The organism is Parviterribacter multiflagellatus, assembly GCF_056863265.1.
Window position 1 is genome coordinate 279,914 of sequence record NZ_JBXPIZ010000009.1, and the last position, 25,913, is coordinate 305,826.

Genomic DNA, 25,913 nt, shown 5'->3' on the forward strand with positions numbered 1-25,913 from the left:
AGGCACCTGCCTCACGACCGGGCGGGAACGCGTCCGTAGCGTCGCGCCATGCTCCCCCACCGCACCTCCAGAACCGTCACCTACGCGCTCGCCGCCGCCGCGTCCGCGACCCTCGCCGTCGCCGCCGCGCCCGCCGCCGACGCGGCCTCCGGGCAGGTCGACGTCCCGTTCACCGAGCGCGCGACCCTCGCGCTCGGCACCCTTCCCGGCCAGGCCGAGGTCCGCGCGATCGCCGTCCGCTCCGACGGCCGGATCATCGCCGTCTCCAACGGCACCGTGCCCGGTGGCACGAGCGCGGACATCGTCGTCCGCCGCCTCCTGCCCGACGGCTCGCTGGACCCGAGCTTCGACGGCGACGGCGTCGCGGTCATCGACACCCTCCGCGACGACACGGCCACCGCGGTCGCCGTGCGGCCCGACGGCAAGATCGTCATCGCGGGAACGACGTCGAACGGCATCGGCGACGCGGACGTCGTCGTCTTCCGGCTCAACGCCGACGGCGGCAGCGGCGAGGTCAACGGCGCGCTCGACCCGTCGTTCGACGGCGACGGGGCCGCCGGCGCCGGCACGAGCGGCAGCGACTACGCCAACGCGGCCGCCCTCCTGCCCGACGGGCGCATCCTCGTCGCCGTGACGGCGGTCGGCGGCACCGGGAGCACCCAGGACGCCACGGTCTACCGCTTCCGCGCCGACGGCGGCCCGGGAGGGCTGAACGAGGGCCTCGACCCGTCCTTCGACGACGACGGCAGGGCCGTCGTCGACACCCAGGGCGCGGAGACCGCGAACGCGATCGCGCTGCGGCCGGACGGCACGATCGTCGTCGCCGGCACCACGGGCTCCCGGGCTGCCGGGTGGCACGCCATCGTGTTCCAGCTCAAGCCCGAAGGCGGACCTGGCGGCGTCAACGGCGCGCTCGACCCGGGGTTCGACGAGGACGGCATGGCGGGGTTGAGCGTGGGCGCTGACACGTACGCCGAGGCCATCGCGCTGCAGCCGGACGGGCGCATCCTCGTCGCCGGCGAGACGCGCAGCGGCCCGGTCGGGACCGACGCCGTGGTCTGGCGGCTGCGGAAGGACGGCGGCCCGGGTGAGCTGAACGGCGCGCTCGACCCGTCGTTCGGCACCGGCGGCCGCGCCTTCGGGGACGCGGGCGGCAGCGAGACGGTCTGGTCCATCGGCGTCCTGCCCGACAACCGCATCGTGACCGCCGGCCGATCGGTCCAGGACGACGACGAGGTCTTCGCGTTCGCGCTGCTGCCCGAAGGGACGCCGGACGCCCGGTTCGGCGAGGGCGGGACGACCGTGGTGCGCTACGGCGCCGACGCGAGCGCCTACGCGCTGGGCGTGCAGCCGGACGGCGCGGTGGTGCTCGGAGGGCAGCGGGACGTCGGGCGGTCCGAGCGCGGCCTGCTCCTGCGGCTGACCGGCGAGCCGCCCGTGCCGGGGCCCGCCGAGCCGCAGCCGGGTGGGCCGGGAGCGCCCGGCGGCGGCAGCACGGCGCCGTCTGCGGGCCGGAAGCCGGGCGGCGCCGGCGCTGTGGGTGGCAGCCGGCGGCGCGAACCCGCTGCGACCGGCGCGTTCGGCGCCGCGACCCGCGTGACCGCGCAGCGCAGCGGGCGGCGCGTCCGGCTCACCAACCGCAACGCGTTCGCGGTGCGCGTGCGCGTGCGGGTCGCGCGGCGGCGGGCGACGACCGTCACCGTGGGCGCCCGGGCGACCCGGACCGTGAAGGTCGCCGCCGTCCGCGGCCGGCTGCGTGTGACGGCGATCGACCCGGCCGGCACCACCCGCGCCGTGGCCGTGCGCCGCGTCCGCTAGCGGCGTAGGCTCGCGCCCGTGGCCACGTGGGACGACGTCGCCCGCCTCGCGCTCGCCCTCCCCGGGACGGACGAGCGCGAGAGCCGCGGGCTGCGGCAGTGGCGGGTCGGCGGGAAGCTGTTCGTGTGGGAGCGGCCGCTGCGCAAGGGCGACCTCGAGCACCTTGGCGACGCCGCGCCGAACGGCGAGATCCTCGGTGCGCGGGTCGAGCACGAGGGCGCCAAGCGGGCGCTCGTCGAGGATCCGTCGGGGCTCTTCTTCACCACCCCGCACTTCGACGGCTACCCGATCGTCCTCGTGCGGCTCGACCCGCTCGACCTCCCCGGGTTGGAGGAGGTCGTCACCGAGGCGTGGCTCAACCGCGCGCCGCCCAAGCTCCTGCGCGAGCACCCCGCACCTGGGCGCGGGTCCCCAGTCGACCGGTGATCGTGACTAGGGTGCACCCGGATGCGACTGGGGCGGCCGCGCCCCAGACTTCCGCCGCATGGCGCCAGACGAGCGGAGCGAGCGGATGCCCGGCGAGGTCGAGGAGCTGTTCGAGCTCTCCCCCGACCTGCTGTGCATCGCGGGGTTCGACGGCTTCCTCAAGCGCGTCAACGGGGCGTTCGAGCGCAAGCTCGGCTACCCGCGCGAGGAGCTGCTGACCCGCCCGTTCCTCGAGCTCGTCCATCCGGAGGACCTGCCGGGCTCGGTCGACGCGCTCGCCGGGCTGGCGTCCGGGGAGAACCTGCTCGGCTACGAGCACCGGATGGTCTGCGCGGACGGCGCGATCATCTGGGTGTCGTGGACGACCCGGACGATGCCCGAGCGCGGGTACGCGTTCGGGGCCGCGCGCGACATCACCGAGCGGCGGCGTGCGGAGACCCGCATCCGCGAGGCGCATCAGGCGGCCGAGGCCAGCCGCGACGAGGCCCGGCGACTGGCGGCGGACCTGGCGGCGTCGCGTGCCCGGGTCGTCGCCGCCGCGCACGAGGAGCGCCGCCGCGTGGTGCGCGACCTCCACGACGGCGCGCAGCAGCGGCTCGTGCACGCGGTGATCACGCTGAGCTCGCGAACGAGGCGCTCGCGCGGGACGGCGACCCGTCCGAGCACGTCGGCGAGGCGCTCATGCACGCCGAGCGCGCGATGGTCGAGCTGCGCGAGCTGGCCCGCGGCATCCTCCCGGCGGTCCTGACCCGCGGCGGCCTGTCGGCCGGCGTCCGTGCGCTGGCCACCCGCGCGCCGGTGCCGGTCGAGGCGGACATCGCGGTCGGGCGCCTGGAGCCGGTGGTCGAGGCGACGGCGTACTTCGTGGTCGCCGAGGCGCTCACCAACGTCGCCAAGCACGCCGGGGCGACCCGCGTGACGGTCTCGGCCGGGGTGAACGGCGACGTCGTGGAGGTGCGCGTCCAGGACGACGGCGTCGGCGGCGCGCGGGCCGCGGGCTCGGGCCTCGTCGGTCTCGCGGATCGGGTGGCGGCGATCGACGGCACGCTGGACGTCGAGAGCCCGCCGGGTGGCGGGACGCTGGTCGTGGCGCGCATCCCGCTCGGAGACCCGCCCGCGTCGTCGTCGAGTGGGCCGACTGGGACTCGAACCCAGGTCTGACGGATTATGAGTCCGCTGCTCTGACCGACTGAGCTACCGGCCCGCGCCGCAGGGTATTGGCGGCGCGGACAGGAACGGGGCTCGGGGGCTTGAGGGCCTGGAGCCGGAGCATCGTGCGGCAGCGGGCCGCGCCGGCGCGCTTGAGGGCGAGGAGCGTGCGGGGCAGGTCGGCGGCGTCGGCCGCGACGACGTGGAGGAGCACGTCGTCGGCGCCGGCGATCGTGTCCGCGCGCAGGACGTTGGGGTTCTTCGTGACCGCGCGGGCGAACGCGGCGTCGGCGCCCGCAGAGTGCTCGTGCAGGGTCGCGAGCACGAACGCGTCGAGCGCGAGGCCGGCGGCGCCGGTGTCGACCGCGGCGTGGACGCCGGTGATGACCGACGACGTCTACGCCGCCGGCCCCGACTACGCCCACGCCGTCGAGCTGCGCGGCGTCGACCGCTGGCTGCTCCTCTCGGGCACGATGGGCCTCGATCCCGACGGCGTGCCCGGGGCGACGCTCGACGAGCAGCTGCGGCTCGTGTGGGCGAACGTCCGCCGCCTCCTCGCCGCCGCGGACATGACGGTCGCGAACGTCGTTCGCGTCACGAGCTACCTGCGCGACGCCGCGTACGCCGAGCCCAACGCGCGGGCGCGGGTCGCGGCGCTGGAGGGCCGCGCCGTGCCTACGACCGCGATCGTGGTGGGGACGCTGGAGCCGGGGTGGCTGGTGGAGCTGGAGGTGGTGGCGGCGGCGTGAGCGCGCCCCGCAGCGCGGCGGCGAGGTCGCGGGCGCGCCGGGATGCGGACGAGCCGGCGAAGGCCGCCGGCGCGGCGCGGCGGATCGCCGACGTGACGAGCAGCGCGTCGGCACGGGCGAGGTCGGCGAGCGTGAGCGGCGCCTCGCCGAGCGGCACGCCGGCGACGGCGCCGAGCGCGAGCGCGCGTGCCCGGGTGACGCCGGGCAGGAGGCGGCCGTCGGCGGGCGGGGTGACGAGCGCCCCGTCGAGGAGCGCCCACACGTTCGCGGACGCGACCTCGAGCACCGCGCCGTCGGCGTCGCAGACCAGGGCGGCGGGATCCGGGAAGGCCGCGCGGTCGGCCCACTTGTGCTCTCCCGCGCCACCCGTCAGCAGGACGGGCGTGAGCGTCAGCGGCGCCGGCGGGTCGAGCGACGCGGCGTGCACGGTGACGTCGGCGGCGCCGCTCGGCGGGAGCACGATCCGGAGGCGGTGCGCGCCCGGCCCGGCGACGGCGGCGGCCGTGGTGACGCGCGCGGCGAGGTCGGGCGGGACCGCGCGGTCGTAGAGGCTGCGCGCGGAGGCGGCCAGGCGCGTGAGGTGCGCGGGCGCGTCGATGGCGTGGCCGTCGCGGACGGCGATCGTCTCCAGCAGCCCCGCCGCCGGATCCGGGCGGCGGAGTCGGGGATGAGCAAGCCACGCGCCGGCGGCCGCGGGCCGTGGCGGGTCGGGCACGGCGGCGCCGAGCGCCGCGAGCACCGGCCGCGCCTTTCCGAGCGCCTCGGCCAGCTCCGCCTCGGGGTCGGAGTCCGCGACGATGCCGCCGCCCGCGCCGAACCAGGCGTCCTCCCCGCGCACCTCGAGCGTCCGGATCGCGACGTTCAGCTCCAGGCCCGCGTGCGGCGAGACCATGCCGATCGCGCCGGTGTACGCCTCGCGGCCGGTCCCTTCCAGCTCCGAGATCACCTTCAGCGCCTGCACCTTCGGCGCACCGGTGACCGAGCCCGGCGGGAACGTCGCGCGCAGCAGCTCGCCGTCGGTGACGCCAGGCCGGAGCGTCGCGCCGACCCGCGTCACGAGGTGCCAGAGCCCCGGGTGCGGCTGCACCTCCGGCTCCGGCGCGGCCTCGACCGAGCCGAACACCGCCACGCGCCCGAGGTCGTTGCGCATGAGGTCGACGATCATCACGTGCTCGGCGGCGTCCTTCTCCGACGCGACGAGCGCCGCGCGCGCCGCATCGGACGCGGAGGGATCGGTGGCCGAGCGCGGCGCGGTCCCCTTGATCGGCGCGGTCCGCACCGCCCGGCCGCGGCGGACGAGGAACAGCTCGGGCGAGAACGAGAGCAGCGCCCCACCGTCGAGCCCGACGTACGCGCCATACGTGGGCTGCAGCGCGTCGGCCGCCTCCGCGAACGCGTCCGCGGCCGATCCGGTGAAGCGGCCCTCCAGGCGCAGGCAGACGTTGGCCTGGAACAGCTCGCCCGCGGCGATCCGCTCCACGCACTCGGCGACCGCGGCCCGGTGCCCGTCCGCGCCGGCGCCGGCGAGCGCCATCGCCGACAACGACCACGCGCGCGGCGGCGCGACACCCGCGAGGCGCACCTCGAGGTCCGCCGCCCGGGCGCGCGCCGCAGGCGTGTCCTGAAGCGCCTCGAACCACCACGCGCCCTCCGCATCGCGGCGCAGCACCCACGCGTACCACCCGAGCTGCGCGCGCGGGAGCGCGGCCGGGCGCGGCGGCGACGGCGGAAGCACCTCGATCGCCTCCGCGAGCCCGTACCCGAGGAACCCGAACCACCCGCCGCCGACGAACCGCGCGGCGGCGCCCCGCGCGGGCGCCGGCGGGTCGTCGAGGACGGCGAGCGCGCCGGCGCCGGTCACCACCCGCGCCGGCGCCGCGCCGAGCACCGCTCCCCCTCCCGCCCAGGCGCCGACGAGCGCGAACGGGTGCGGCTCGTCGCGCAGCGCGCGGAGGCCCGCGGCGACGGGGCCGCGGAAGGAGAGCGGGAGGCGGAGCGTCACGAAGGCTCAGTGTGGCGGCGGCGCAGCAGCGGGATCCCGAACCACAGGACCGCGAACGCCGCGAACACCCCGCCACCCGCGACCACGACCGCCGCCGAGCCGAACAGCCAGTCGGTCACGAGCACCACGGCGCCGGTCATCGACAGCGCCAGCGCGGCCAGCCCGAGGATCGTCGCCCGCTGCGCCACGTCGACGATGTGGTGCTTGTCGCGGCGGCGGAAGTTCAGCCGGTGGTAGGCGGTCGGCATGATGAGCAGCGCGCTCGCCGCGGCGCTCAGCAGCAGCGTCGCCAGGTAGAGGTTGCGCTGGAACGCCGTGGTCTCCTCGAACCGCGGCTGGAACGGCACCGCGAGCAGGAACGCGAAGAGCACCTGCACGCCTGGGAGCGCGACGCGCAGCTCCTGCAGCAGCTCGGCGAGGTTGCGATCCGCCCGCTCCGTGGCCGTCTCGTCGCGCCCGCGCTCCATCCCAGCGCGACCCTACCCCGGAGCGCTAACGCGCGATCTTCTCGACGGCCTCGGTGACCTCGCGGACGCTGACCGCGCCCTCGAACCGCTCGACGATCTTGCCGTCGGCGTCGATCACGAACGTCCACGGCTCGGTCGGCAGCCGCCACGCGCCGACCTGCGGCCGGAAGCCCTTGTTGACGTCGTTGTCGACGTAGATCTCCTGCGCGATGAACTCGACGCCCGGCGTCTCGTTGCGCACCTCGGCGATCACGTCGACGATCGGGCCGCAGACGCGCGTCTGGCACAGCTGCGGGGTCGCGAACGCGAGCACGACCGGCTTGCGCCCGAGCACCGTCGCGAAGTCGGTCGAGTGCAGCTCGGGGATCGGCGGCTGGCGCGTGTCGATCTTCTCCAGGTCGCCGCCGACGTCCGCGGGCACGTCGGTGCTCACCTTGATCGCCGGGTCGCCGATGTCGGGCGGGCCGCCCTCGCCGCCGGCCGTCAGCTCCAGCTGCGACGTCGAGACGATCTTCCCTTCGACGGACGCGAGCGCCATGACGACGTAGCGGCCCTTCTTGGGGAACCGCGCGTCGGCGACCCAGAACGTGTCGACGTCCTCCAGGTCGGCCTGCGTCTGGCGCGACTGGAACTGCGGCTTGACCGCCAGCGACTCCTTGCGCGCGACGTACGGGCCGGTCAGCCCGCGGCCGTCGGGGCGCGCGACGTAGACGGCCACCGCGTCGGGCGTGACCTGCTTGCGCGAGACGTCGAAGAGCGCGAACCCGATCCGGTTCTCGCCCACCCTCAGCGTCTGCACGGACGGGGCGAAGACGATCTCCTCCGGCTTGTCCGAGCGCAGCGCGCGGATGGTCTTGTTGTCGCCGCGCGGCCACTCGACCTGGATCGGCTGGGTCTCCGTCGCCTGCGTCGCGCCGGTCCCCGCGTCGGCGGAGTCACCGTCGTCTCCACCGCAGCCGACGACGAGCAGCGCGAGACCCGCGCACAGAACGAGCAGCACCCTGGACACGGCGCCCACTGTAGTGTCCGCGCCGGTCACCCATGCCAGATCGCGCTGCCATCGTCACGGGAGCCTCCAGCGGCATCGGGTTCGCGATCGCGGACCTGCTGGGCTCCGAGGGGTACGCCCTCACCGTCGCCGCCCGCCGTCCCGAGAAGCTCGAGAACGCCCACGCGCAGCTCAGCGCGAAGGGCTACACCGTCCAGCAGGTCGCCGGGAACCTCGGCGCCGAGGACGACATCAAGCGGGTCGTCGACGCGCACCGCGACGCCTACGGGCGCTGCGACGTGCTCGTCAACAACGCCGGTGTCGGGATCGGGGAGCTGATCGGCGACCTGACGACCAAGAAGCTCGACATCCAGATCAACACGAACTTCCGCTCGATCCCGCTGTTCTACCGCGAGGCGATCGACATGCTGAAGGCCGCCGGCGAGGAGCACCGCAACGCGCTCGTGGTCAACACGTCGTCGATCTCCGGCAAGCGCGGCGAGGCGTGGCTGAGCGTCTACTCCGCCACGAAGCACGCGGTGATCGGGTTCACGCAGGCGATGAACAAGGAGCTCGGGCAGGCCGGCATCAAGTCGACCGCGCTCGCGCCGGGCTTCGTCGACACGCCGATGACCGACTTCGTCAAGGGCCACGTCCCGGCGGAGACGATGATCACGACGCAGGACATCGCGGAGTCGGTGCGCTTCCTGCTGCGCACGTCGCCCGGGTGCGTCGTGCCGGAGATCATGTTCGAGCAGCCCGGCGGCGGGCCGCTCGAAGGCGTCTCCCTCTAGACCGGCTTGAGCTCGCGCGGGGCCTCGGCCTCGCGCGCAGGCTCCGTCATCCACGCCGTGCCGACCGCCGCGGCCTCGCGGGCGCGACGGTCGCGCGCGCTCGCCTGGTGCGACGTGATCGCCCCGGCGAGATCCGCGCGGGAGGCGTCGTAGAGCGAGCCCTCCAGGTGCGCTCTGAGCACCCCGAGCTCCCGCTCCGTCGCGACCCGCGGCCGCTTGGCGCCGCAGAAGCGGTCCCACGCGTGGGCGAAGGCGAGCAGGTCCGTCCGTCCGCCGTGCCGGTGCGCCGCGAGCATCGGGCAGACGCCTCCGCGCCTGTCCGTGTAGGCGCCGACGATGATCGTGTTGGCGGCGATGCCCTCCAGCATCGCGACCTTCGTGCGCTCGGGGAGGCAGTCGATCGCTCGACGCAGGTCCTCGATACGGCGCAGACGCTTCGATCGCATTAGCCTCCCCGACCCTATACCCAGACTTCCTCCCCGCTGAAAGGGGTCTTGCAGCGAATGAAGCTCGGCGTGCACATCGGCTACTGGGGCCTCGGCCTCACCCGCGAGGATCAGAAGGAGATCGCGCTCGAGGCCGAGCGGCTCGGCTACGACTCGATCTGGACCGCCGAGGCGTACGGCTCCGACGCGGCGACGATCCTCGGCTGGCTCGCCGGGTTCACGTCGACGATCAAGCTCGGCGCCGCCGTCTTCCAGATGCCGGCGCGGTCGCCCGCCATGACGGCGATGACCGCCGCGACGATCGACCAGCTGTCCGACGGGCGCATGCTGCTGGGCATCGGGTCGAGCGGGCCGCAGGTCGCTGAGGGGTGGCACGGGCAGCGGTTCGCCAAGCAGATCCAGCGCACCCGCGAGTACGTCGCGGTGATGCGCAAGGCGCTGGCGCGCGAGCGCCTCGTCTTCGAGGGCGAGACGCTCCAGCTGCCGCTCCCCGACGGCCCCGGCAAGGCGCTCAAGCTGACGATCGCGCCCGTGCAGGAGCAGATCCCGATCTACCTCGCCGCGATCGGTCCGAACAACACGAAGCTCGCCGGGGAGATCGCGGACGGCTGGCTCCCCACGCTCTTCTCCCCCGAGCACGTGGCGGACTTCCGGCCGCTGCTCGAGGAGGGCGCGGCGCGCGTGGGCCGCTCGCTCGACGACTTCAAGATCACGCCGCACGTCAACGTCTTCATCGGCGAGGACCACGAGCGCGCGCGGGACCTGACGCGGCCGTTCATCGCGCTGTACGTCGGCGGGATGGGCTCGCGCGAGAAGAACTTCTACAACCAGATCGTGCAGCGGTACGGGTTCGAGGAGGAGGCGCGCGACATCCAGGACCTCTACCTCGCCGGCAAGCGCGAGGAGGCGATGGCGCGCATCTCGAACGAGCTGATCGACACCGTCTCGATCGTCGGTCCGAAGGAGCACGTGCGCGAGCGGCTGCAGGTCTTCCGCGAGGCGGGCGTGGACACGCTGGGGATGACGCCGCTCGCGTGGGACAAGGAGGGCCGGCTCGAGCAGCTCCGCCTGCTGGCCGAAGTGAACGCGTCTTGAGCGCGGCGGCCGCCCGCCGGCGGATCCTGCTGGGCGCCTTCGGGGACCCGGGCCACGCGTTCCCCATCATCGCGCTGGGGTCGGAGCTCGCCGCGCGCGGGCACGACGTGACGCTGCAGACGTGGGTGAAGTGGCGCGACGCGGTCGAGGCGGCGGGCATGACCTTCGCCGCCGCCCCGGAGTACCACGTCTTCCCCACGCGGGAGCGGCCGCTCAAGCCGTACGAGGCGGTCGTGAAGGCGGCCCGTGAGACGCTGCCGCTGGTCGAGTCGACCGCGCCCGACTGCGTCGTCGCGGACATCCTCACGCTCGCACCGGCGATGGCGGGCGAGATGGCGGGCGTGCCGGTCGGGACCGTGGTCCCGCACGTCGACCCGCGGCCGGCCGCGGGGATGCCGCCGTTCTCGATGGGCGCGCGGCCGCCGCGTTCTCCGGTGGGCCGCGCGCTGTGGCGGCGCGCGGACCGCGTGGTGGCGAAGGGGCTGGAGCAGGGGCGCGTCGAGCTCAACGAGACCCGCCGGCGGCTCGGGCTGCCGCCGCTCGACCACGTGCACGGCGGCCTCTCCCATGCGCTGACGATGGTCGCGACGCTGCCGCAGCTCGAGTACCCGCGCGCGGTGCCGGAGCCCAACACGCACGTCGTCGGGCCGCTGCTGTGGGAGCTGCCCGGTGAGCGGGGCGTCGCGCCGCCGGCCGGGCTGCCGGAGGACTGGCCGGTCGTGCTGGTGGCGCCGTCGACGTCGCAGGACCCGGATCACCGGATGCTGCGCGCGGCGCTCGCCGGACTGGCCGACGAGGAGGTGCGGGTGATCGCGACCTGGAACCGGCGCGAGCCCTCCCCGGCGCTGGACGTCCCGCCGAACGCGGTGGTGGTCGACTGGCTGTCGTACGCGCGGACGATGGAGGCCTGCGACGCGGTCGTCTGCCACGCGGGGCACGGCACGGTCGTACGCGCCCTCGCCTCGGGCTGCGCGGTCGTCTGCTGCCCCGCCGCGGGCGACATGAACGAGAACGCCGCGCGCGTGGACTGGGCGGGGCTCGGGACGCGGCTGCCGCGGCGGCTCGTGACCCCGCGTGGGGTGCGCCTCGCGGTGCGGCGCGCGCTCGACTCGCGGCGCGTGCGCGCGCGGGTCGCGGAGGTCGCGGCGTGGACGCGCGAGCACCCGGGCGCGGTGCGGGCGGGGGATCTCGTGGAGACGTTCGGGGCGCGCGACCGCACGACGGATACTGCGCGACTTTCTCGGAACACGGGCGTTCCGTATGCCCGATGACACGGATCGTGATCGCCGCGGCGCTGGCCACGCTCGCCGCCGCCGCACCCACCACCGCTCACGCCACCAGCCCCTGGAAGGCGCTGGGCACGACGACCGCGCCGCTCGCCACGGACGGCGAGCGACTGGTCGTGACGTCGCCGGAGGCGGACCGGCTGCTCGTGCGCGACGACCAGACGGGCAAGGCGTGGCGGCTGGCGCTGCCGGCAGGCTGCCGGTTCACGGGCATCGTCGGGGGTGGCACCGCCGCGGCCGAGTGCGGGGCGCATCCCGAGGCGCCATTCACGGGCCCGGGCCTCGAGCCGCGCGTGCTCTCCCAGCCGCGCTATCGGCTCGTCCACCTGACGACCGGCGTGACCCGCGACGTCCCGCCCGTCCTGCTGTCCATCGGCAACTCGAACCCGAGCCCGCAGCTGGTCGCCGTCGGCTCGCGCTGGGCGGAGTTCCTCGTGACCGGCTACCACAGCGGGTGGCGCGAGTTCGTGCGGCTCGCCGACGGCCGCCAGCAGACCGACGGCGACCAGACGGTCGCCGCCGACCTCAGCAGCACGACCGACCAGGTCCTCCAGCCGCTCTGCGCCCCGCTCCAGCGACCCGTCGCGACCGGCGACGAGGTCACGTTCGGCAGCGAGCCGCACACCGTCCAAACGGTGCGCGCCGGGACGTGGCTCGGCATCGTCGACGGCTCCCGCTCGCTCGCGTGGCAGTGCGGCAAGCCGGCGCCCCTCGTCGTCGCGCCGTCGTGCCGCGAGCGCTGCCCGGCGCCGCAGCTCGGCGGCGGCTTCGCGAGCGTCCTCTCCGGCGGCAAGGCGCGGATCACGCGCCTGCGCGACGCACGCCACTTCGAGTACCCGCTCCCCTCGCAGCTGTCGCTCGGTGCGTGGCGCCGGGTGGCGCACACGAAGCGCTACGTGTACGCGGCGGCCGAGAACGGCGCGGTCGCCGGCCTGCTGAGGATCCAGCGCCGCCCCGCCCCGAAGGCCTAGGCGGCGCCGGGCACCGGGGTCGTCGCCGCCGGGCGGTCCGGCGTGTTCGGGAGGTTGTCGGGCTCGGGGGTGTAGCGCTGCTCGCTCTTCCCCGAGCCGAGGAGCCTCTTCACCGCAGCCGCGGCGGCGAGGAACATCGCGAAGCCCGCGGCGGCCTGCGCCCGGGTGCGCGTGCTGGTCTTCCCGGCGGCCTTGCGCGCCGACTTCGCGCGCTTGCCGGCCTGCTTGCGCGCCTTCTTCGCGCGCTTGGAGAGATCTGCCATGCCGGTTCGGCTACCCGGCGAGCGGGAGCGTCACGCGGTCCGGGCGGGAGGAGGAGTCGCCCGGACCGCGCTGTTTGTCAGACGCTGGTCAGCCAGCGCAAGCTCACCTGTCCGCAATCGTTCCCTGAGCGACTGACGTTCACACGCGATCGCGTTGCGAACCGACAGCGCCGCGACGCGACGTCAGGAGGAACGCACGTCGTCGCGGACCTGCTGCGCGCTCTCCTGGGCGCTGCGCTGGAACCGCTCGCCGTGCTCCTGCGCCGACTCCTGGGCGCTGGACTTGACGTCCTCCTTGACCTGCTGGAGCGACTCCTGCGCGGTGCCGGCCACGTCCTGCGCGACCTGCTTGCCGTGCTCGAGCGCCTCCTGCCCGGTCTGCATGGCCTGCTCCTTGACCTGGTCGGCCATCGGGCCGAGCTTCTCGTCCTCCACGCGCGTGCTCGGGGCGAGCATGCCGGCGAGGAAGCCGATCGCGATCGAGCCGATCGCGAGGCCGAGCGGGTTCTCCTGGGCGATGCCGGCGCCCTTGCGCGCAGCCTGCTTGACGTCGCCGGTGGACGGCGTGCGCTCGTTCATCGTGTCGGTCGCTCCCGTGATCTTCTCCTTGACGGACGTCACGCGATCGCTCACGGCGTCCTTGGCCCGCGACGGCACGTCGGCCTTGTAGCCGAGCGCCTCGACGGTCTCGCCCATGCGCTCGCGGGTCTGCTCGATCTCGCGGCGGATCACCTCAGGGTCTTGGCCCATGCCACGTCCTCCTTCACGGTCTCTTGCGTCTGCGGGATCGGAGGCGTCGCCTCCTGGAGCTTGTCCTTGCCACGGAGGGCGAGGACGCCGGCGATCGCGCCGTACACGAGCGCGACGATCAGCGCGGCGAGCCACGTGTGGTTCAGGGCGGTCGCCAGCAGCGCGATCAGGCACGCGGTGAGCGCCCCGAACGCCCCGAGACCGAACAGCGCCCCGCCGCCGAGCATCCCGGCGCCGGCGCCCGCCTCCTTGCCCTTCTGCGAGAGCTCGGCCTTCGCGAGGTCGAGCTCCTGCTTGACCAGCGTCGAGGTCTCCTGCGAGAGCCGCTTGAGCAGCTCCGGCACGGACTGCTCGCGCGGGTCGGTGCGCGCGGGCGTGCTCATCGGGCGGTCAGCCCTGGCGTCGGGTGCGCGGTCGGCGTCGTCGTGCCGGCCGGCGTGGGCGTGCTGGGCGGGATCGGGTCGCCGGTGCGCGCGCGGTCGGGCGTCTGCGGCGGCAGGCCGGTGCCGACGCCGCCGGTCGCCGGGACCATCGGCGTGCGAGTCTGTGCGCGGCGCTCGTCGAGCGTCCGGTAGCGGTCGCCCTGGCTCGCCTTGAGGAACCGGGACGCCGCGAAGCCGAGCGCCACCCCGCCGGCGATGACCGCCCACGGCTTCTGGCGCGCGAAGTCCTCGACGTCGCCGAGGATCGTGTCGGCGTCGGACTGCTCGAGGTACGAGCCGAGCCGCTCGGCCCGGTCCGCCGCCTGGTCGGCGAGCTTCGCCGGCCCGTCCTTGCCCTGCTCGCGCAGCTGCTCGCCGACGGTGCGGATGTCGCTGGCCTGCTGGCCGAGCTGCTGGCCGGCCTGCGTCGAGCGCTGGTCGACCTGCGTGCGCAGCTGCTCGCGCGCCTGCCCGGCCATGTGCTGAGCCTGCTCCTTGGCCTGGCCCGCGGCCTCCTGGGCCTTCGCCTGGGCCTGGCCCGTGGCGCTGTCGTTCTGCGTCATTGGGTTGTCCCCCTAGTGGTTGCGGGTGATGGTGCGGTCGTCGCGCGGGCGGCCGCTGAGCGTGTCGACGTCGCCACGGCCGAACCGGCCCGCGCGGTCGTGCGAGCCGCGGTCGTGGTGACGGTGCTCGTCGGTCGGCGAGGTGAGGGCCGCGAAGATGCCGGCGGCCGAGAGCGCGAGGTGCAGGACGTTGTCGGGCCCGTTGATCGGGATGATCCCGAGCACGTCGCTGCCGTCGATCATGCCGATGATCGTCACGAGGCCGTAGACCAGCCCGAAGGCCAGCGCGACGGTCTTCGCGCTGCCGCGCCGCCGGAACGACGCGAGCAGCAGTGCACCGGAGGCGACGTGCACGAGGTTGTGCCAGCCGTTCACCTCGAACCCGAGCAGGCTGCCCCCGTCGAGGTTCTCGCCGGTGTCGAACGCCGAGTCGGCGATGAAGCCGGTGATGCCGGCCAGCAGGAGCGCCGCGCCCGCGAGGAGGCAGTACCACTGCGCGGGCGTGCGCCCGGTGTGCCTCCCGTCGTCGCGGGCGTCGAGCCCTCCGTGCCGACCTGCCCTGCTGCGTGCTGCCATCGATGGTCCCTCCTTCGCGCCCCGGCTCGTGTCCGGGCACGCCGACGTCGCCGGCCCACGCCGGCGTCCGTGCGCGCCGTGCCCCCACGACGCGCGTCGATTCGAAGGTGCTCCGCGCCACCACGTCCCGGGCGGCGCGAGCGTCTTCCCTGCCAGCGGCGTCCCCGCCCTGACGGCCGGTCACACCGGTCTTGGCGCGTCCCCGGCGGGACGGCGGCGTCCCGCAAGAACGACGAAGGCCGCCCTCTCGGGCGGCCTGTCGTGAAGCTCGGGGGGTGGGACTCGAACCCACAACGACTCGGTTAACAGCCGAGCATTCTGCCGATTGAATTACCCCCGACCGATTCCTGCGCTGACCTTCTCATCGGCCCGCGCGGGGAAAAGCTTAGGGGAGAGTAGCGGCTCCTGCTTCGACCTCCGCGTGGCAGTTCGAACACAGCAGGACGCACCTGCTCGCTTCCTCTCGCAGCACGTCGATCGAGCGGGCCAGACCGCGCCCGCTGAGCGCGAACCTCTTGGTGCTCGGATCGGTGTGATGGAACTGCAACGCGGCGAGGCACCGCGCGTACCCACAAAGCCGGCACGACCCGCCGGCCTCGTCCACGAGGATCCGCTTCGCGCGCCGCCGCCAGTGCGTCACGGCATCGAGCCGGCAGCGCGAGCAGGTCGATGTGCCGTCCGCGTGCACGACGAACTGCACGTGACCGTGCTTCGCGCAGTCCGCGATGCGCCGAGCGGAGCGGCCGCGCGAGCTGCGCGCGCGCTCGGTCGTCGTGAGCCCGTACTCCCGGAGCCAGTACCGCACCGTCGTCGGGCTGCGATCCACCTCGGAGGCGATCGCACGGATCGTGAGATCGCGACCGACGAGCGCCTCCAGCCTCGCGCGGTCGATCGAGCCCCGCGCGCGGTGCCGCGCGCGCCCGACGGGAACGAGGCCGTGCTTCCCGCACCAGTAGCCGACGGTCGACGCGTGGAGCCCCACCCGTCGGCCGATCTCGGACTGCGAGAGCCCTTCCTCGATCATCGCTGCCAGAACGTCCCTGTCCACGAAACGAACACTAGTTCGTGTCCAGGACGGAAACGTCAGTTCGCGGAGGCACGTTCGATGGCCGCGTGGAACTCGGCCTGGAGGGCGATCTTCTGGCGGGCGAGCTCGGCGACGCCGCCCTCGCCCGCGGCGGCGGCGGCGCGGAGCTGGCGGTCGAGGCGGCGGAGGTCGAGCTGGAGGCGCTGGGCCTCGAGGGTCGCCGCGGTAGCGGGCTCGCGGCCGGCGCGGACGGCGAGCTCGCGCAGCAGCGCGGTGAGCTCGTGGTCGTCGGCCGGCGCCGAGTCCGCCGGCGCGTGGAGGCCGTAGGCGCGCAGGTGGTCGGCGGCGCGGCGGGCGACGCCGGACGTGAAGTGCTGCTCGGGGTCGATCTGCGCGAGCGCCTTCGCGCCCTCGTCAGGGAGCGCGATGCAGAACGCGAGGAAGCGCCGCTCGACCTCCTCGACCTGCCCGAACACGGACAGCCCGCGCGACGGCGCGGCGGCCGCGGCGGGCGAGCCTGGCGCCGGACCCCACCGGCCCGGGTCGTCGTCGCCCTCGCCGTACGGGTCCGGCGGCGGCGCGATGTCCTCGTACCACGAGGACTCCGACGGCGCGGGGCGCGCAGGAGCGGGACGCGCAGGCGCCCGCCGCTGCGCCGGCGCGGGCGGCGGCGTCGCGGGGCCCGAGCGGAGCACCTGCTCGAGCACCTCGACCGACACGTTGAGCTTGTCCGACAGCAGCTGCACGAGCTCGATGCGCACGAGCCCGGACACACGCGCGAGGTCGACGCGCACCTCGTCGATCACCGCCTCCTTGCCCTCGGCCGACGAGAGGTCCCCCCGCTCGATCGCGCGCTCGACCCGGAACTTCCGGAACGGGATCGACTTCTTGCGGTCGAGGAGCTCCGCCACCGCCTCGGCGCCGCGCTCGAGCACGAGGTCCGCCGGGTCCAGCCCCTTGGGCAGCGGCACGACGCGCAGCTCGAGGTCCGCCGCCCCCGCGACGTCCGCTGCGCGCAGCATCGCCTTCTGCCCCGCATTGTCGGCGTCGAGCGCGAGCTGGGCCACGGGCGCGAGCCGCCGGATCAGCGTCACCTGCTCCTCGGTCAGCGACGTCCCCATGATCCCGACGACGTTCTGGAACCCCGCCTGGTGCAGCATGATCACGTCGGTGTAGCCCTCCGCCAGGATCACCGACCCCGCCTTCGCGGCGGCCGCTCGCGCCTGATCGGCCCCGTAGACCTGGAAGCGCTTGTGGAAGAGCACGCCCTCGGGCGTGTTGAGGTACTTCGGCCCGCGGTCGGACGACGTCTGCCGCGCCCCGAACCCGATCACGCGCCCGCGCATGTCGGTCAGCGGGAACGTGATCCGCGCGCGGAACATGTCGAACAGCTGCCCGCCGTCGCGCCCGCGCTTGGCCAGGCCGGCGTCGAACAGCTCCCGGTTCGAGAACCCGGCCTTCCGCGACGCCATCAGCACCGTGTCCCACCGGTTCGGCGCGTAGCCCAGCCGGAACTTGCGCAGCGACTCCTCGGTCAGCCCTCGCTCCAGCAGGTAGGACCGCGCCGCGGCGGCCTCGCGCGACTCCCACAGCACGCGCGTGTAGTACGTCGCCGTCCGCTCGAGCAGCTCGAACAGCCGCTCCCGCGCCCGCCGCCGCTCCCGCTCGGCCGGGTCCTCGTCGGCCACCTCGAGCTGGATGCCGTACCGGTCGGCCAGCAGCTCGATCGCACCCAGGAAGTCGACGCCCTCGGTCTCCTTGACGAACGTGATCGCGTCGCCGCCGACCCCGCAGCCGAAGCAGTGGTAGACCTTCTGCACCGGGTCGATGCCGAACGACGGCGTCCGCTCGTCGTGGAACGGGCACAGCCCTTCGAGCCGGTTCGCGCCCGCCCGCCGCAGCTCGGTCTTGGCGGACACGAGGTCCACCATGTCGATGGCGTCCTTGACCCGCTCGACCGACTCGTCGGTGTAGCGCGGCATTACGAGGCGAACTCCGACGGCACCGACAGCTCGCTGAACACGCGCGTCGCGAAGCGGTCGGTCATCCCGGCGATGTAGTCGGTCACGCGCGTGGCCAGGTCGGCCCCCGCGACCCCGCCGCCGTCGGGCAGCAGCTCGGGGTGCTCGACGTAGTGCTCGAACAGCAGCCGCACGAGCCGCTCGACCTTCTCCGCCTCGCGCCGCGCCGCCGGCCCGAGGTAGACCTGGTCGAACATGAACTCGCGCAGCGCGAGCATCGCCCCGCCGGCCTCCTCGCCCTGCACGATGTCCCCGGCGACCTGCGAGTGGTCCACCAGGTCGTGCACGAGCCGGTCGATCCGCTCGCTGTCGGTCGCGCCCAGCACCTCGATCGCGCCGACCGGGAGCGAGTCCTCGGCCAGCACGCCGGCGCGCAGCGCATCGTCGATGTCGTGGTTGAGGTAGGCGATCCGGTCGACGAGCCGCACGATCCGCCCCTCCAGCGTCCGCGGCAGCGACGCCCGCCCCGAATGGTGCGCGATGCCGTCGCGCACGTCCGCGGTCAGGTTGAGCCCGCGCCCGCCCCGCTCCAGCACCTCGACGACCCGCAGCGAGTGGTCGAAGTGGCGGAACCTGCGCCCGAACCGCTCGCGCAGGCAGGCGTCCAGCGCCGCCTCGCCGATGTGCCCGAACGGCGGGTGGCCGAGGTCGTGGCCCAGCCCGATCGCCTCGACCAGGTCCTCGTTCAGCGACAGCGCGCGCGCCACCGTCCGCGAGATCGCCGTGACCTCGAGCGTGTGGGTGAGCCGCGTGCGGTAGTGGTCGCCCTCCGGCGCCACGAACACCTGCGTCTTGTGCTTCAGCCGCCGGAACGACTTGCAGTGCACGATCCGGTCGCGGTCGCGCTGGAACGGCGTCCGCAGGCCGCAGTCGTCCTCCGGCACCGCACGGACGGCCGGGTACGAGCGGGCGGCCAGCGGCGAGAGCCGCTCGGCCTCCCAGGCCTGGATGCGCGTGGCGAACGAGGACGCGACGGAGGTCTCCACGCCACCGATTACACCATCCCCCCGCGACGGGCCCTCAATCGCCCGCTGGGAGCCGGATCCGAACGGTCGTCCCCTGCCCCTCGACGCTCTCGACCCCGAGCGTGCCGCCGTGCGCCTTGACGATCGCCAGCGACAGCGAGAGGCCGAGCCCGAGGCCCTGCACCTGCGCGTCGCGCGCGGACGACGCGCGGTAGAAGCGGTCGGTCAGGCGCTCCAGCTCGACGGCCGGCACGCCGATGCCCTCGTCGGCCACCGCGACGACGACCTCGCCGTCCTCGACGCCCACCGAGACGGTCACGCGCCCGCCCTCGTGGCTGAACTTGATCGCGTTGGTGAGCAGGTTGTCGAGCACCTGCCCGAGCCGCTGCGCGTCGCCGGAGACGAGCGGGACGTCGGTGCCGCCGTCCTCGCCGAGCGCCACCGAGACCCCGCGCGCCTCGGCCGCCGGCCCCGCGTCCTCGGTCGCCTGCGCCGCCAGCTCCCGCACCGACACCGGCGCGATCTCCAGCCCCATCTCGCCGCGGCCGACCTCCGCCGCGAACAGCAGGTCGCCGACGAGCCGCTGCAGCCGCTCGCTGTTGCGCTCCAGCACGTCCGCGCAGTGCCGCGCGCGCTCGGCCTCCTCCCCGGCCGGCAGCGTCCCGCGCAGCATCTGCACGTAGCCGCGGATCGACGTCAGCGGCGTGCGCAGCTCGTGCGAGACCAGCGCGAGGAACTCGGACTGCGCGATCTCGGCCGCGGCCTCCGCCCGGCGCCGCGCGAGGAAGTTGGCGAAGATCTGCTCGGCGCCGCGCAGGTGCTCGATCAGGTCGGGCTCGATGTCCTGCGGGACCGCGTCCAGGAGCTCCATCACGCCGACGACCTGGTCGCCCTCGACCACGAGCGGCATGCACAGCGCGGCGCGCAGCCCGGCGGCCTCGACGACCCCCACGCGCGGGTCGCCGTCCAGGGACGAGGTGCGCGTGCGGACGACCGGCGTCGCGGTCTCCCACGCCCGGCCCGGCAGCGTCCCGTACATCGGCAGGCGGCAGTCGACGCACGCGTCGGCCCACGCCTTCAGCTCGGGCGCCTCGCCCGTCCACGTCTCCAGCAGCCGCAGCGCGCGCCCCTCGTCGTCGACCAGCCACACCGCGCCGGCGCAGCAGCCGAACAGCTCGCCGAGCGAGCGCAGGACGCGGCGCGCGGCCTCCTCGGTGGAGCGTGTCTCGGCGACCGCGCGGGTCACCGCGTGCTCGACGCGGGCGCGCATCTCCTGCCGCTCGCGGCGGGAGACGTCGCGGATGAACGCCTGCAGCCGCTGCCCGCCGGTCTCCTCCGTCGCCTCGATCGTCGAGAGCGCGACCTCGACGGCGAGCCGGCGGCCGGTGCGGTGGAAGGCCTGCAGCCCGAGCGGCTCGTCGGACTGCGTACCGCGGGCGAGCGTCCACAGGTCCGCGGGCCCGAGCGGGCCGAGCACGTGGTCGAGCACGCGCGTGCCGAGCGCCTCGGTCTCGGTCCACCCGAACAGCTGCTCGGCGCGCGCGTTCCAGTGGACCACGCGCAGGTCCGCGTCGAGCGCGACGAACGCGTCGAACGAGGAGTCGAGGATCGCCGCCAGCTCGTCGCGCTGCGTGCGCACGCGGCGGCGCGCACGCTCGACGGCCTCGGCGAGGGCCGCGTCGACCTCGTAGTCCCGCGCGAGCGGGACGAGCGCCGGCGGCGCCGGCGGGTCGGGCGGCAGCGCCGGCTCGGACCTGAGCCGGGGCCAGTTCATCCCTGCCTGCGCAGCGCGTTCCCCACGCGCGCGACCAGCTCGGCCACGTCGAACGGCTTGATCATGTAGTCGGCGGCCCCCATCGTGAGGCCGTTCGCGCGATCGCTCGCGGACCCCCGCGCGGTGAGGAAGATGACCGGCGGCGCGGTGTCCTCGCCGCGCGCCTTGAGGATCCGGAGGACGGCATCCCCCTCGAGCCCCGGCATGCCGAGGTCCAGGACGAGGAGGTCGGGTTCCTGCTGGACGGTCATCCGGAGCGCCTCGAGGCCGTTCTCGGCCTGGACCGTCGCGTAGCCGGCGTCCTGGAGCGCCCACGCGACGAGCGAGACGATGTCCCGGTCGTCGTCGGCGACCAGGATCTTCGGACGTGTTGACATACCGCCTACGTCGGCGCGCGGCGCCGCGCGCGCGATGTGAACGGCGTTCAACCAGTCCGTCGGTCCAGACGCCGGCGCGCCGCCTCAGCCGTTCGTCGAGGAGGGTTCGGAAGCGACCGCCGCCTGGGCCGCCGCGACCCGCGCGACGGGCACGCGGAACGGCGAGCAGGAGACGTAGTCCAGCCCGCTGTGGTGGAAGAACGCGATCGAGTCCGGATCGCCGCCGTGCTCCCCGCAGATGCCCAGCTTCAGGTCCGCCTTGGCCGACCGCCCGAGCCACGCGCCCATCCGCACGAGCTGCCCGACGCCAGGCTCATCGATCGTCTCGAACGGCGAGCGGTCGAACACCTTCAGCTCGATGTAGCGGGCGAGGATGCGACCCTCGATGTCGTCGCGCGAGAAGCCGAGCGCGGTCTGCGTCAGGTCGTTCGTCCCGAAGCTGAAGAAGTCGGCCTGGGCGGCGATGTGGTCGGCCTGCAGGCACGCGCGCGGCAGCTCGAGCATCGTGCCGACGAGGTAGTCCGCGCCGTGCTCCAGGCCGTGCCGGTCGGCAATGCGGACGACGAGCCCGCGCATCAGCTCCAGCTCGCGCTCGTACGCGACGAGCGGGATCATGATCTCCACGCACGGGCGCGGGTCGAGGCCCGCGGCGGCCGCGAAGATCGCCTCGACCTGCATCTCGTACAGGTCCGGCGCGAGCAGCCCGAGCCGGATGCCGCGCGTGCCCAGCATCGGGTTCGTCTCCTCCAGCGCGCGGACGCGGTCGAGCGTGCGCTCCAGCTCGTCCAGATCCTCGGTGCGTTCGATGCGCGCCCGCTCGACGCGCTGCTCGACGTCGTGGCGGTGCGGGAGGAACTCGTGCAGCGGCGGGTCGAGCAGCCGGATCGTCACCGGGCGGCCGTCCATCGCCTCCAGCAGCCCCGTGAAGTCCTGCTGCTGGAGCGGCCGCAGCCGGTCCAGCGCAGCCTTCCGGTCGTCGGCGGTCTCCGCGAGGATCGCGGCGACCATCAGCTCCTGCCGCTCCTCCCCGAAGAACATGTGCTCGGTGCGGCACAGGCCGATGCCCTCGGCGCCGAACTCGCGCGCCTTCGCGGCGTCCTCGGGTGTGTCGGCGTTGGCGCGGACGCCGAGCGTGCGCAGCTCGTCGGCCCACGCCAGGACGCGCTCGAAGTGCTCGGAGACCTCGGGGTCGACCAGCGGCACCTCGTCGGTGGTGATCGCGCCGGTGGTGCCGTCGATCGCGATCCGATCGCCCTCCCGGAGCACCTTGCCGGCGACGTGGATCTCGCCCGCGGCGAGGTCGATGTGGACGTCGGACGCGCCGGTCACCGCCGGAACGCCCATGCCGCGCGCGACGAGCGCCGCGTGCGACGCCTTGCCGCCCTCGGACGTGAGGATGCCCTTGGCCGCGTGGAAGCCCGCGACGTCGTCGGCCTCGGTGAACGGGCGCACGAGGATGACGTCGTCGCCGGCCGCCGCGCGTTCGACCGCGTCGTCGGCGGTGAACACGACCGCGCCGGAGGCCGCGCCCGGCGACGCCGCCACGCCCCGCGCGACGACCTCGAACTCCGCGTCCGGGTCGAACGTCGGGTGCAGCAGCGCGTCGAGCTTCTCGGCGTCGATCGTCGCCAGCGCCTCGCCGGGCTCCAGCAGCCCCTCGTCGACCGCGTCGCACGCGAACCGCACCGCCGCCTGCGCCGGCCGCTTGGCGTCCCGGGTCTGGAGCATGTAGAGGCGACCCTCCTCCACCGTGAACTCCGTGTCCTGCATGTCGCCGTAGTGCTGCTCGAGCGTGCGCAGGATCTCCATCAGCTGCTCGTAGGCCTCGGGCAGCTTGTCGCGCATCTCCGCGATCTCGAGCGTGTTGCGGACGCCGCTGACGACGTCCTCGCCCTGCGCGTTGACGAGGAAGTCCCCGGACGGCTCGGGCGCGCCGGTCACCTCGTCGCGGCTGAACGCCACGCCGCTCCCCGACGTGTCGCCCTTGTTGCCGAAGACCATCTGCTGGACGTTGACCGCGGTGCCCCAGTCGTCGGGGATGCGGTTGATGCGGCGGTACGTGCGGGCGCGCTCGCCCTGCCAGGAGTCGAAGACCGCGCGGATGGCGGCGTCGAGCTGGGCCTGCGGGTCGGCCGGGAAGTCGTACATCGCCTGGAACGCGGCGGTCAACTCGCGCAGCGCGCCGACGTCCAGCTCGGTGTCGAGCTTCACGCCGCGGTCGGCCTTCACCCGCTGGATCTCGTCCTCGAACCGCTCGCCCGCGATGCCCATGACGACGTTGCCGAACATCTGCACGAACCGGCGGTACGAGTCCCACGCGAAGCGCTCGTTCTCGGTGCGGCGCGCGAGCCCCTCGACCGCCTCGTCGTTGAGCCCGAGGTTGAGGACGGTGTCGAGCATGCCGGGCATCGACTCGCGGGCGCCGGAGCGGACGGAGACGAGCAGCGGGTCGTCGGGGTCGCCGAGCGTCTTGCCCGTGTGCTCCTCCAGCCGCTTCAGCGCGGCGGCGACCTGCTCCTCCAGGCCGTCGGGGAGCTCGCGGCCTGAGCGCATGTAGGCGACGCACGCCTCGGTGGTGATCGTGAACCCCGCCGGGACGCGGTCGGCGCCGAGGATGCGCGTCATCTCCGCGACGTTCGCGCCCTTGCCGCCGAGCAGCTCGCGCAGGTCCTTCGAGCCCTCGGAGAAGTCGAGGACCCACTTCGTCTCGTCCGCCATCGCGGCGAGTTCTACCGGGTGAGGGCGGGTCGCAGGCGCAGGTGGGCGTGGTGCTCGACGGTGTCGAGGATCGCCCGCTCGGCCTGGCGGAGCGCGAGGTCGCTCGCGGACGGCGCCTCGGCGAGGGGCTTGCCGAGCGCGTCGACCATGAACGCGTGGGCCTCCTCGGCGAGCGGGAACGCCGCGCCCTCGCACGCGCCGCAGACCGTTCCCCCCGCCGCGCCGCTGAAGCCGGCGAGGTGCTCGCGGTCGCCGCACACGGCGCACCCGCCGAGCTGCGGCGCGAGGCCGGCGGCGAGCAGGAGCTTGAGGCGGAACGCGAGCTGGTTGGCCCGCGTCGCGTGCCGCGCCGGATCGCCGTCCACCAGCGCCAGCTCGTTGGCGAGCAGGTGGTAGACGGCCGGGTTGGGGTCGCTCGTCTCGAACAGCCGGCTCACCGCGTCGCACGCGCGCGACGCGCCGTCGAGGCCCTTCGCGTCCGTCCGCAGCCGCGGGTGCGCGGCGACCGTCTCGGCGCTCGTCACCGTCAGCAGGTCGCTGCGCCCTTGGTAGAGCACGAGGTCGAGCCGGAAGAACGGCTCCATCCGCCCGCCGAACCGGCTCTTGGCGCGCCGGACGCCCTTCGCGATCGCCCCGACGCGCCCGCGCCCGGGCGTGTACAGGTGGAGGATCCGATCGGCCTCGCCGTAGCGCATCGTCCTGAGGACGATTGCTTCGGTCTTGATCGAACCAGCCACGCTACCCTCGGCTCATGGCCGCGAAGGACGTCGTCGTGTACACCACCGACCCGTGCTCGTTCTGCACGCGCGCGAAGCAGCTCCTGGACGCCCGGGGGATCGAGTACACGGAGATCAATCTGGCACGTGACGCGGACGGCCGGGCCGAGCTCGTCGCGAAGACGGGCATGATGAGCTTCCCGCAGGTCATCATCAACGGCGAGCTGGTCGGCGGGTTCCAGGAGACCCTCGCCGCCGACCAGTCCGGCAAGCTGCGCCAGCTGCTCGAAGCCGCGTAGCGCCGCGGCCTAGCCGGCCGCGAGCTCCGCCATCAGCGCCTCGGTCGCCGTCGCGGCGGCCGCCGTCGTCTCGCGGTCGACGTTGCCGATGCCGTCGCACGCGGCGTGGTAGCACGCGTCGCGCGCCTTGCCACCCGGCCCCTCCTCGCTCGACCCGGTGTAGATGCCGGTGAACGGGATGCCGTTGAACTGGAACACGGCGTGGTCCGACGACCCGTCGATCGACGTCTCCCCCTCGTCGCCCGGCAGCAGCGCGCGCAGCCGCCGCTCCAGCGCGTCGTCGGTGTCGTAGACCTCGGTCACGCCGTTGGGAGAGCCGACCATGTCGAGGTTGACGTAGTGGCCGATCTCGCGCCGCATCCGCGTCTTGCCGAGCCGGCTGCCGTACTCGATCGACCCGATCAGCCCGTACTCCTCGGCCGTCCAGAACGCGAGCCGGAGCGGGCGCTTGCGCGGCTCGGACGGCAGCCGCTCGGCGACCTCCAGGAGCGCCGCCACGCCGCTGCCGTTGTCGTTGAGGCCCGGCCCCTCGAGCACCGAGTCCAGGTGGCCGCCCGCCATGACGACCTTGCCGCTACCGGGCAGGTCCGCGATGACGTTGTTCGCGGTCGCCTGCACCGTCGCCGCGTCGACCTTCACCCGCACCCGCGCGCCGGAGGCCGTCAGCCGACGGATGATGCTCGGCTTGGCCTCGAAGATCGGGACGGCCGCGGTGCGCTCCAGCGTGCCGGGGATCAGGTCGCGGTCCCGCCCGACCGCGTAGACGAGCGCGAGGCCGCCGCGCGCGCGGACCCGCTTGGCCAGCGCGTTGGGGTGGCAGTCGTACGTGCGCACGACCGCGATCTCGCCGCGCCGGACGTTGCTCGCCCGGCACGAGCGGCGGCTCAGCGTCCGCAGCCGCCCGGTCCCGTCCGCCCTGCCGCTCAGCCGCGTGATGACGAAGTCGTCGCCCTCGCGCAGCTCGCCCAGCACCGGCGGGGACGCGGTGCGCCAGAACGGGAAGCGCACCGGCTGCAGCCGCACCTGCCATCCGGCCGCGCGCAGCTGCCCGGCCACGTACTCCGCGCTCGCGGTGTAGCCCGGCGTCCCTGCGGCGCGCGTGTTGCCGCTGGCGGTCGCGATCTCGGCGAGCGCCTGGAGGTGCGGCTCGACGTCGGCGGGCGTGACCGGCGGGGCGGCGGCGGGCGCGCTGGAAGGAGCGACGGCGAGCAGCGCGGCCGCCAGCGCGGGCAGGAGCAGTCGGTGCATGTG

At 74.3% G+C, this 25,913-nt stretch carries 28 protein-coding genes and 2 tRNA genes; 10 read left to right on the plus strand and 20 right to left on the minus strand.

Annotated elements, in window-relative coordinates; genetic code table 11:
• The first annotated feature begins 48 nt into the window (after positions 1-48).
• Genes AC1UE5_RS20360 through AC1UE5_RS20375 form a run of 4 tightly spaced genes read left to right on the plus strand, consistent with a single transcriptional unit; the run spans position 49 to position 3,405 of the window.
• Positions 49-1,818 carry an NHL repeat-containing protein gene (locus AC1UE5_RS20360; protein ID WP_482926953.1) on the plus strand — a complete coding sequence of 590 codons (1,770 nt, stop codon included), beginning with the start codon at positions 49-51 and terminating at the stop codon, positions 1,816-1,818.
• An 18-nt stretch (positions 1,819-1,836) separates the two neighbouring features.
• Positions 1,837-2,244, plus strand: coding sequence for an MmcQ/YjbR family DNA-binding protein (locus tag AC1UE5_RS20365; protein ID WP_482926955.1), 408 nt, complete (start codon positions 1,837-1,839; stop codon positions 2,242-2,244).
• A 58-nt stretch (positions 2,245-2,302) separates the two neighbouring features.
• Positions 2,303-2,992 (plus strand): PAS domain-containing protein, encoded by a 690-nt coding sequence (locus AC1UE5_RS20370; RefSeq protein ID WP_482926957.1) that lies wholly within the window; start codon positions 2,303-2,305, stop codon positions 2,990-2,992.
• Complete coding sequence (locus tag AC1UE5_RS20375) at positions 2,926-3,405, plus strand: sensor histidine kinase (RefSeq protein WP_482926959.1); 480 nt, start codon at positions 2,926-2,928, stop codon at positions 3,403-3,405. The genes AC1UE5_RS20370 and AC1UE5_RS20375 overlap by 67 nt, the downstream gene beginning before the upstream one ends.
• Here AC1UE5_RS20375 and AC1UE5_RS20380 read toward each other — a convergent pair.
• Both AC1UE5_RS20380 and AC1UE5_RS20385 read right to left on the minus strand, forming a co-directional pair.
• Positions 3,375-3,448, minus strand: a tRNA-Ile gene (locus AC1UE5_RS20380). The genes AC1UE5_RS20375 and AC1UE5_RS20380 overlap by 31 nt on opposite strands.
• Positions 3,410-3,718: an Lrp/AsnC ligand binding domain-containing protein gene (locus AC1UE5_RS20385; RefSeq protein WP_482927053.1), complete on the minus strand. Its 309-nt coding sequence runs from the start codon at positions 3,716-3,718 to the stop codon at positions 3,410-3,412. The genes AC1UE5_RS20380 and AC1UE5_RS20385 overlap by 39 nt, the downstream gene beginning before the upstream one ends.
• Positions 3,719-3,776: 58 nt before the next feature.
• On the opposite strand from AC1UE5_RS20385, the gene AC1UE5_RS20390 reads away from it, so the two are divergent.
• Positions 3,777-4,142 (plus strand): RidA family protein, encoded by a 366-nt coding sequence (locus AC1UE5_RS20390; protein ID WP_482927055.1) that lies wholly within the window; start codon positions 3,777-3,779, stop codon positions 4,140-4,142.
• Here the strand turns inward: AC1UE5_RS20390 and AC1UE5_RS20395 are convergent.
• Genes AC1UE5_RS20395 through AC1UE5_RS20405 form a run of 3 tightly spaced genes read right to left on the minus strand, consistent with a single transcriptional unit; the run spans position 4,069 to position 7,620 of the window.
• Positions 4,069-6,144, minus strand: a complete 2,076-nt coding sequence (locus tag AC1UE5_RS20395) for an aminodeoxychorismate synthase component I (RefSeq protein WP_482926961.1) — start codon at positions 6,142-6,144, stop codon at positions 4,069-4,071. The genes AC1UE5_RS20390 and AC1UE5_RS20395 overlap by 74 nt on opposite strands.
• Positions 6,141-6,611, minus strand: a complete 471-nt coding sequence (locus AC1UE5_RS20400; protein ID WP_482926963.1) for a DUF6328 family protein — start codon at positions 6,609-6,611, stop codon at positions 6,141-6,143. The genes AC1UE5_RS20395 and AC1UE5_RS20400 overlap by 4 nt, the downstream gene beginning before the upstream one ends.
• A 25-nt stretch (positions 6,612-6,636) precedes the next feature.
• Positions 6,637-7,620, minus strand: coding sequence for a peroxiredoxin family protein (locus AC1UE5_RS20405; RefSeq protein WP_482926965.1), 984 nt, complete (start codon positions 7,618-7,620; stop codon positions 6,637-6,639).
• A gap of 32 nt (positions 7,621-7,652) precedes the next feature.
• Here AC1UE5_RS20405 and AC1UE5_RS20410 point away from each other — a divergent pair, with 32 nt between their 5' ends.
• Positions 7,653-8,393, plus strand: coding sequence for an SDR family NAD(P)-dependent oxidoreductase (locus AC1UE5_RS20410; RefSeq protein WP_482926967.1), 741 nt, complete (start codon positions 7,653-7,655; stop codon positions 8,391-8,393).
• Here AC1UE5_RS20410 and AC1UE5_RS20415 read toward each other — a convergent pair.
• Positions 8,390-8,839 (minus strand): hypothetical protein, encoded by a 450-nt coding sequence (locus AC1UE5_RS20415; protein WP_482926969.1) that lies wholly within the window; start codon positions 8,837-8,839, stop codon positions 8,390-8,392. The genes AC1UE5_RS20410 and AC1UE5_RS20415 overlap by 4 nt on opposite strands.
• 57 nt (positions 8,840-8,896) lie before the next feature.
• Between AC1UE5_RS20415 and AC1UE5_RS20420 the strand changes: the two genes are divergently transcribed.
• The 3 genes from AC1UE5_RS20420 to AC1UE5_RS20430 are packed head-to-tail and all read left to right on the plus strand — an operon-like array spanning position 8,897 to position 12,191.
• Entirely contained in the window at positions 8,897-9,934 is a 1,038-nt protein-coding gene (locus tag AC1UE5_RS20420) for an LLM class F420-dependent oxidoreductase (protein WP_482926971.1), read from the plus strand.
• Positions 9,931-11,205 carry a glycosyltransferase gene (locus tag AC1UE5_RS20425; protein WP_482926973.1) on the plus strand — a complete coding sequence of 425 codons (1,275 nt, stop codon included), beginning with the start codon at positions 9,931-9,933 and terminating at the stop codon, positions 11,203-11,205. Before AC1UE5_RS20420 ends, AC1UE5_RS20425 begins: the two co-directional genes overlap by 4 nt.
• Positions 11,202-12,191, plus strand: a complete 990-nt coding sequence (locus tag AC1UE5_RS20430; protein WP_482926975.1) for a hypothetical protein — start codon at positions 11,202-11,204, stop codon at positions 12,189-12,191. The genes AC1UE5_RS20425 and AC1UE5_RS20430 overlap by 4 nt, the downstream gene beginning before the upstream one ends.
• Here AC1UE5_RS20430 and AC1UE5_RS20435 read toward each other — a convergent pair.
• The 13 genes from AC1UE5_RS20435 to recO all read right to left on the minus strand — a co-directional run bounded on the left by AC1UE5_RS20435 (position 12,188) and on the right by recO (position 24,384).
• Positions 12,188-12,454 carry a hypothetical protein gene (locus AC1UE5_RS20435; RefSeq protein WP_482926977.1) on the minus strand — a complete coding sequence of 89 codons (267 nt, stop codon included), beginning with the start codon at positions 12,452-12,454 and terminating at the stop codon, positions 12,188-12,190. The genes AC1UE5_RS20430 and AC1UE5_RS20435 overlap by 4 nt on opposite strands.
• A gap of 183 nt (positions 12,455-12,637) precedes the next feature.
• Positions 12,638-13,204 carry a DUF3618 domain-containing protein gene (locus AC1UE5_RS20440; RefSeq protein WP_482926979.1) on the minus strand — a complete coding sequence of 189 codons (567 nt, stop codon included), beginning with the start codon at positions 13,202-13,204 and terminating at the stop codon, positions 12,638-12,640.
• Entirely contained in the window at positions 13,183-13,587 is a 405-nt protein-coding gene (locus tag AC1UE5_RS20445) for a phage holin family protein (protein WP_482926981.1), read from the minus strand. Before AC1UE5_RS20445 ends, AC1UE5_RS20440 begins: the two co-directional genes overlap by 22 nt.
• On the minus strand, positions 13,584-14,189 hold the full coding sequence (locus tag AC1UE5_RS20450; RefSeq protein ID WP_482926983.1) for a hypothetical protein: 606 nt from the start codon (positions 14,187-14,189) through the stop codon (positions 13,584-13,586). The genes AC1UE5_RS20445 and AC1UE5_RS20450 overlap by 4 nt, the downstream gene beginning before the upstream one ends.
• A gap of 12 nt (positions 14,190-14,201) precedes the next feature.
• Entirely contained in the window at positions 14,202-14,765 is a 564-nt protein-coding gene (locus AC1UE5_RS20455; protein WP_482926985.1) for a DUF4383 domain-containing protein, read from the minus strand.
• Between the two features lie 267 nt (positions 14,766-15,032).
• A tRNA-Asn gene (locus AC1UE5_RS20460) sits at positions 15,033-15,105 on the minus strand.
• Positions 15,106-15,150: 45 nt separating this feature from the next.
• Positions 15,151-15,813: a COG3415 family protein gene (locus AC1UE5_RS20465; RefSeq protein ID WP_482926987.1), complete on the minus strand. Its 663-nt coding sequence runs from the start codon at positions 15,811-15,813 to the stop codon at positions 15,151-15,153.
• A 35-nt stretch (positions 15,814-15,848) separates the two neighbouring features.
• Positions 15,849-17,774, minus strand: a complete 1,926-nt coding sequence (dnaG, locus tag AC1UE5_RS20470; RefSeq protein ID WP_482926989.1) for a DNA primase — start codon at positions 17,772-17,774, stop codon at positions 15,849-15,851.
• Positions 17,774-18,799 (minus strand): deoxyguanosinetriphosphate triphosphohydrolase, encoded by a 1,026-nt coding sequence (locus AC1UE5_RS20475; RefSeq protein ID WP_482926991.1) that lies wholly within the window; start codon positions 18,797-18,799, stop codon positions 17,774-17,776. The genes dnaG and AC1UE5_RS20475 overlap by 1 nt, the downstream gene beginning before the upstream one ends.
• Before the next feature lie 34 nt (positions 18,800-18,833).
• The gene (locus tag AC1UE5_RS20480; protein WP_482926992.1) at positions 18,834-20,552 is read right to left on the minus strand and encodes a sensor histidine kinase; all 1,719 of its coding nucleotides are present in this window, start codon (positions 20,550-20,552) and stop codon (positions 18,834-18,836) included.
• On the minus strand, positions 20,549-20,929 hold the full coding sequence (locus tag AC1UE5_RS20485) for a response regulator transcription factor (protein ID WP_482926994.1): 381 nt from the start codon (positions 20,927-20,929) through the stop codon (positions 20,549-20,551). Before AC1UE5_RS20485 ends, AC1UE5_RS20480 begins: the two co-directional genes overlap by 4 nt.
• A gap of 84 nt (positions 20,930-21,013) precedes the next feature.
• Entirely contained in the window at positions 21,014-23,647 is a 2,634-nt protein-coding gene (gene ppdK, locus AC1UE5_RS20490) for a pyruvate, phosphate dikinase (RefSeq protein WP_482926996.1), read from the minus strand.
• An 11-nt stretch (positions 23,648-23,658) separates the two neighbouring features.
• Positions 23,659-24,384 (minus strand): DNA repair protein RecO, encoded by a 726-nt coding sequence (gene recO, locus AC1UE5_RS20495; RefSeq protein ID WP_482926998.1) that lies wholly within the window; start codon positions 24,382-24,384, stop codon positions 23,659-23,661.
• Between the two features lie 14 nt (positions 24,385-24,398).
• Between recO and AC1UE5_RS20500 the strand changes: the two genes are divergently transcribed.
• Positions 24,399-24,662, plus strand: a complete 264-nt coding sequence (locus AC1UE5_RS20500; protein ID WP_482927000.1) for a glutaredoxin family protein — start codon at positions 24,399-24,401, stop codon at positions 24,660-24,662.
• A gap of 9 nt (positions 24,663-24,671) precedes the next feature.
• Here AC1UE5_RS20500 and AC1UE5_RS20505 read toward each other — a convergent pair whose 3' ends face one another.
• Positions 24,672-25,910 (minus strand): M28 family peptidase, encoded by a 1,239-nt coding sequence (locus AC1UE5_RS20505; RefSeq protein ID WP_482927002.1) that lies wholly within the window; start codon positions 25,908-25,910, stop codon positions 24,672-24,674.
• Positions 25,911-25,913: the final 3 nt, after the last annotated feature.

Excerpts from the sequence above, each read along its gene's own strand:
- AC1UE5_RS20360 (WP_482926953.1), top strand. The coding sequence starts at position 49 with ATGCTCCCCCACCGCACCTCCAGAACCGTCACCTACGCGCTCGCCGCC.
- AC1UE5_RS20370 (WP_482926957.1), top strand. The coding sequence starts at position 2,303 with ATGGCGCCAGACGAGCGGAGCGAGCGGATGCCCGGCGAGGTCGAGGAG.
- AC1UE5_RS20375 (WP_482926959.1), top strand. The coding sequence starts at position 2,926 with ATGCACGCCGAGCGCGCGATGGTCGAGCTGCGCGAGCTGGCCCGCGGC.
- AC1UE5_RS20390 (WP_482927055.1), top strand. The coding sequence starts at position 3,777 with ATGACCGACGACGTCTACGCCGCCGGCCCCGACTACGCCCACGCCGTC.
- AC1UE5_RS20400 (WP_482926963.1), bottom strand. The coding sequence starts at position 6,611 with ATGGAGCGCGGGCGCGACGAGACGGCCACGGAGCGGGCGGATCGCAAC.
- AC1UE5_RS20410 (WP_482926967.1), top strand. The coding sequence starts at position 7,653 with ATGCCAGATCGCGCTGCCATCGTCACGGGAGCCTCCAGCGGCATCGGG.
- AC1UE5_RS20415 (WP_482926969.1), bottom strand. The coding sequence starts at position 8,839 with ATGCGATCGAAGCGTCTGCGCCGTATCGAGGACCTGCGTCGAGCGATC.
- AC1UE5_RS20420 (WP_482926971.1), top strand. The coding sequence starts at position 8,897 with ATGAAGCTCGGCGTGCACATCGGCTACTGGGGCCTCGGCCTCACCCGC.
- AC1UE5_RS20430 (WP_482926975.1), top strand. The coding sequence starts at position 11,202 with ATGACACGGATCGTGATCGCCGCGGCGCTGGCCACGCTCGCCGCCGCC.
- AC1UE5_RS20435 (WP_482926977.1), bottom strand. The coding sequence starts at position 12,454 with ATGGCAGATCTCTCCAAGCGCGCGAAGAAGGCGCGCAAGCAGGCCGGC.
- AC1UE5_RS20440 (WP_482926979.1), bottom strand. The coding sequence starts at position 13,204 with ATGGGCCAAGACCCTGAGGTGATCCGCCGCGAGATCGAGCAGACCCGC.
- AC1UE5_RS20445 (WP_482926981.1), bottom strand. The coding sequence starts at position 13,587 with ATGAGCACGCCCGCGCGCACCGACCCGCGCGAGCAGTCCGTGCCGGAG.
- AC1UE5_RS20450 (WP_482926983.1), bottom strand. The coding sequence starts at position 14,189 with ATGACGCAGAACGACAGCGCCACGGGCCAGGCCCAGGCGAAGGCCCAG.
- AC1UE5_RS20455 (WP_482926985.1), bottom strand. The coding sequence starts at position 14,765 with ATGGCAGCACGCAGCAGGGCAGGTCGGCACGGAGGGCTCGACGCCCGC.
- dnaG (WP_482926989.1), bottom strand. The coding sequence starts at position 17,774 with ATGCCGCGCTACACCGACGAGTCGGTCGAGCGGGTCAAGGACGCCATC.
- AC1UE5_RS20480 (WP_482926992.1), bottom strand. The coding sequence starts at position 20,552 with ATGAACTGGCCCCGGCTCAGGTCCGAGCCGGCGCTGCCGCCCGACCCG.
- AC1UE5_RS20485 (WP_482926994.1), bottom strand. The coding sequence starts at position 20,929 with ATGTCAACACGTCCGAAGATCCTGGTCGCCGACGACGACCGGGACATC.
- ppdK (WP_482926996.1), bottom strand. The coding sequence starts at position 23,647 with ATGGCGGACGAGACGAAGTGGGTCCTCGACTTCTCCGAGGGCTCGAAG.
- AC1UE5_RS20500 (WP_482927000.1), top strand. The coding sequence starts at position 24,399 with ATGGCCGCGAAGGACGTCGTCGTGTACACCACCGACCCGTGCTCGTTC.
- AC1UE5_RS20505 (WP_482927002.1), bottom strand. The coding sequence starts at position 25,910 with ATGCACCGACTGCTCCTGCCCGCGCTGGCGGCCGCGCTGCTCGCCGTC.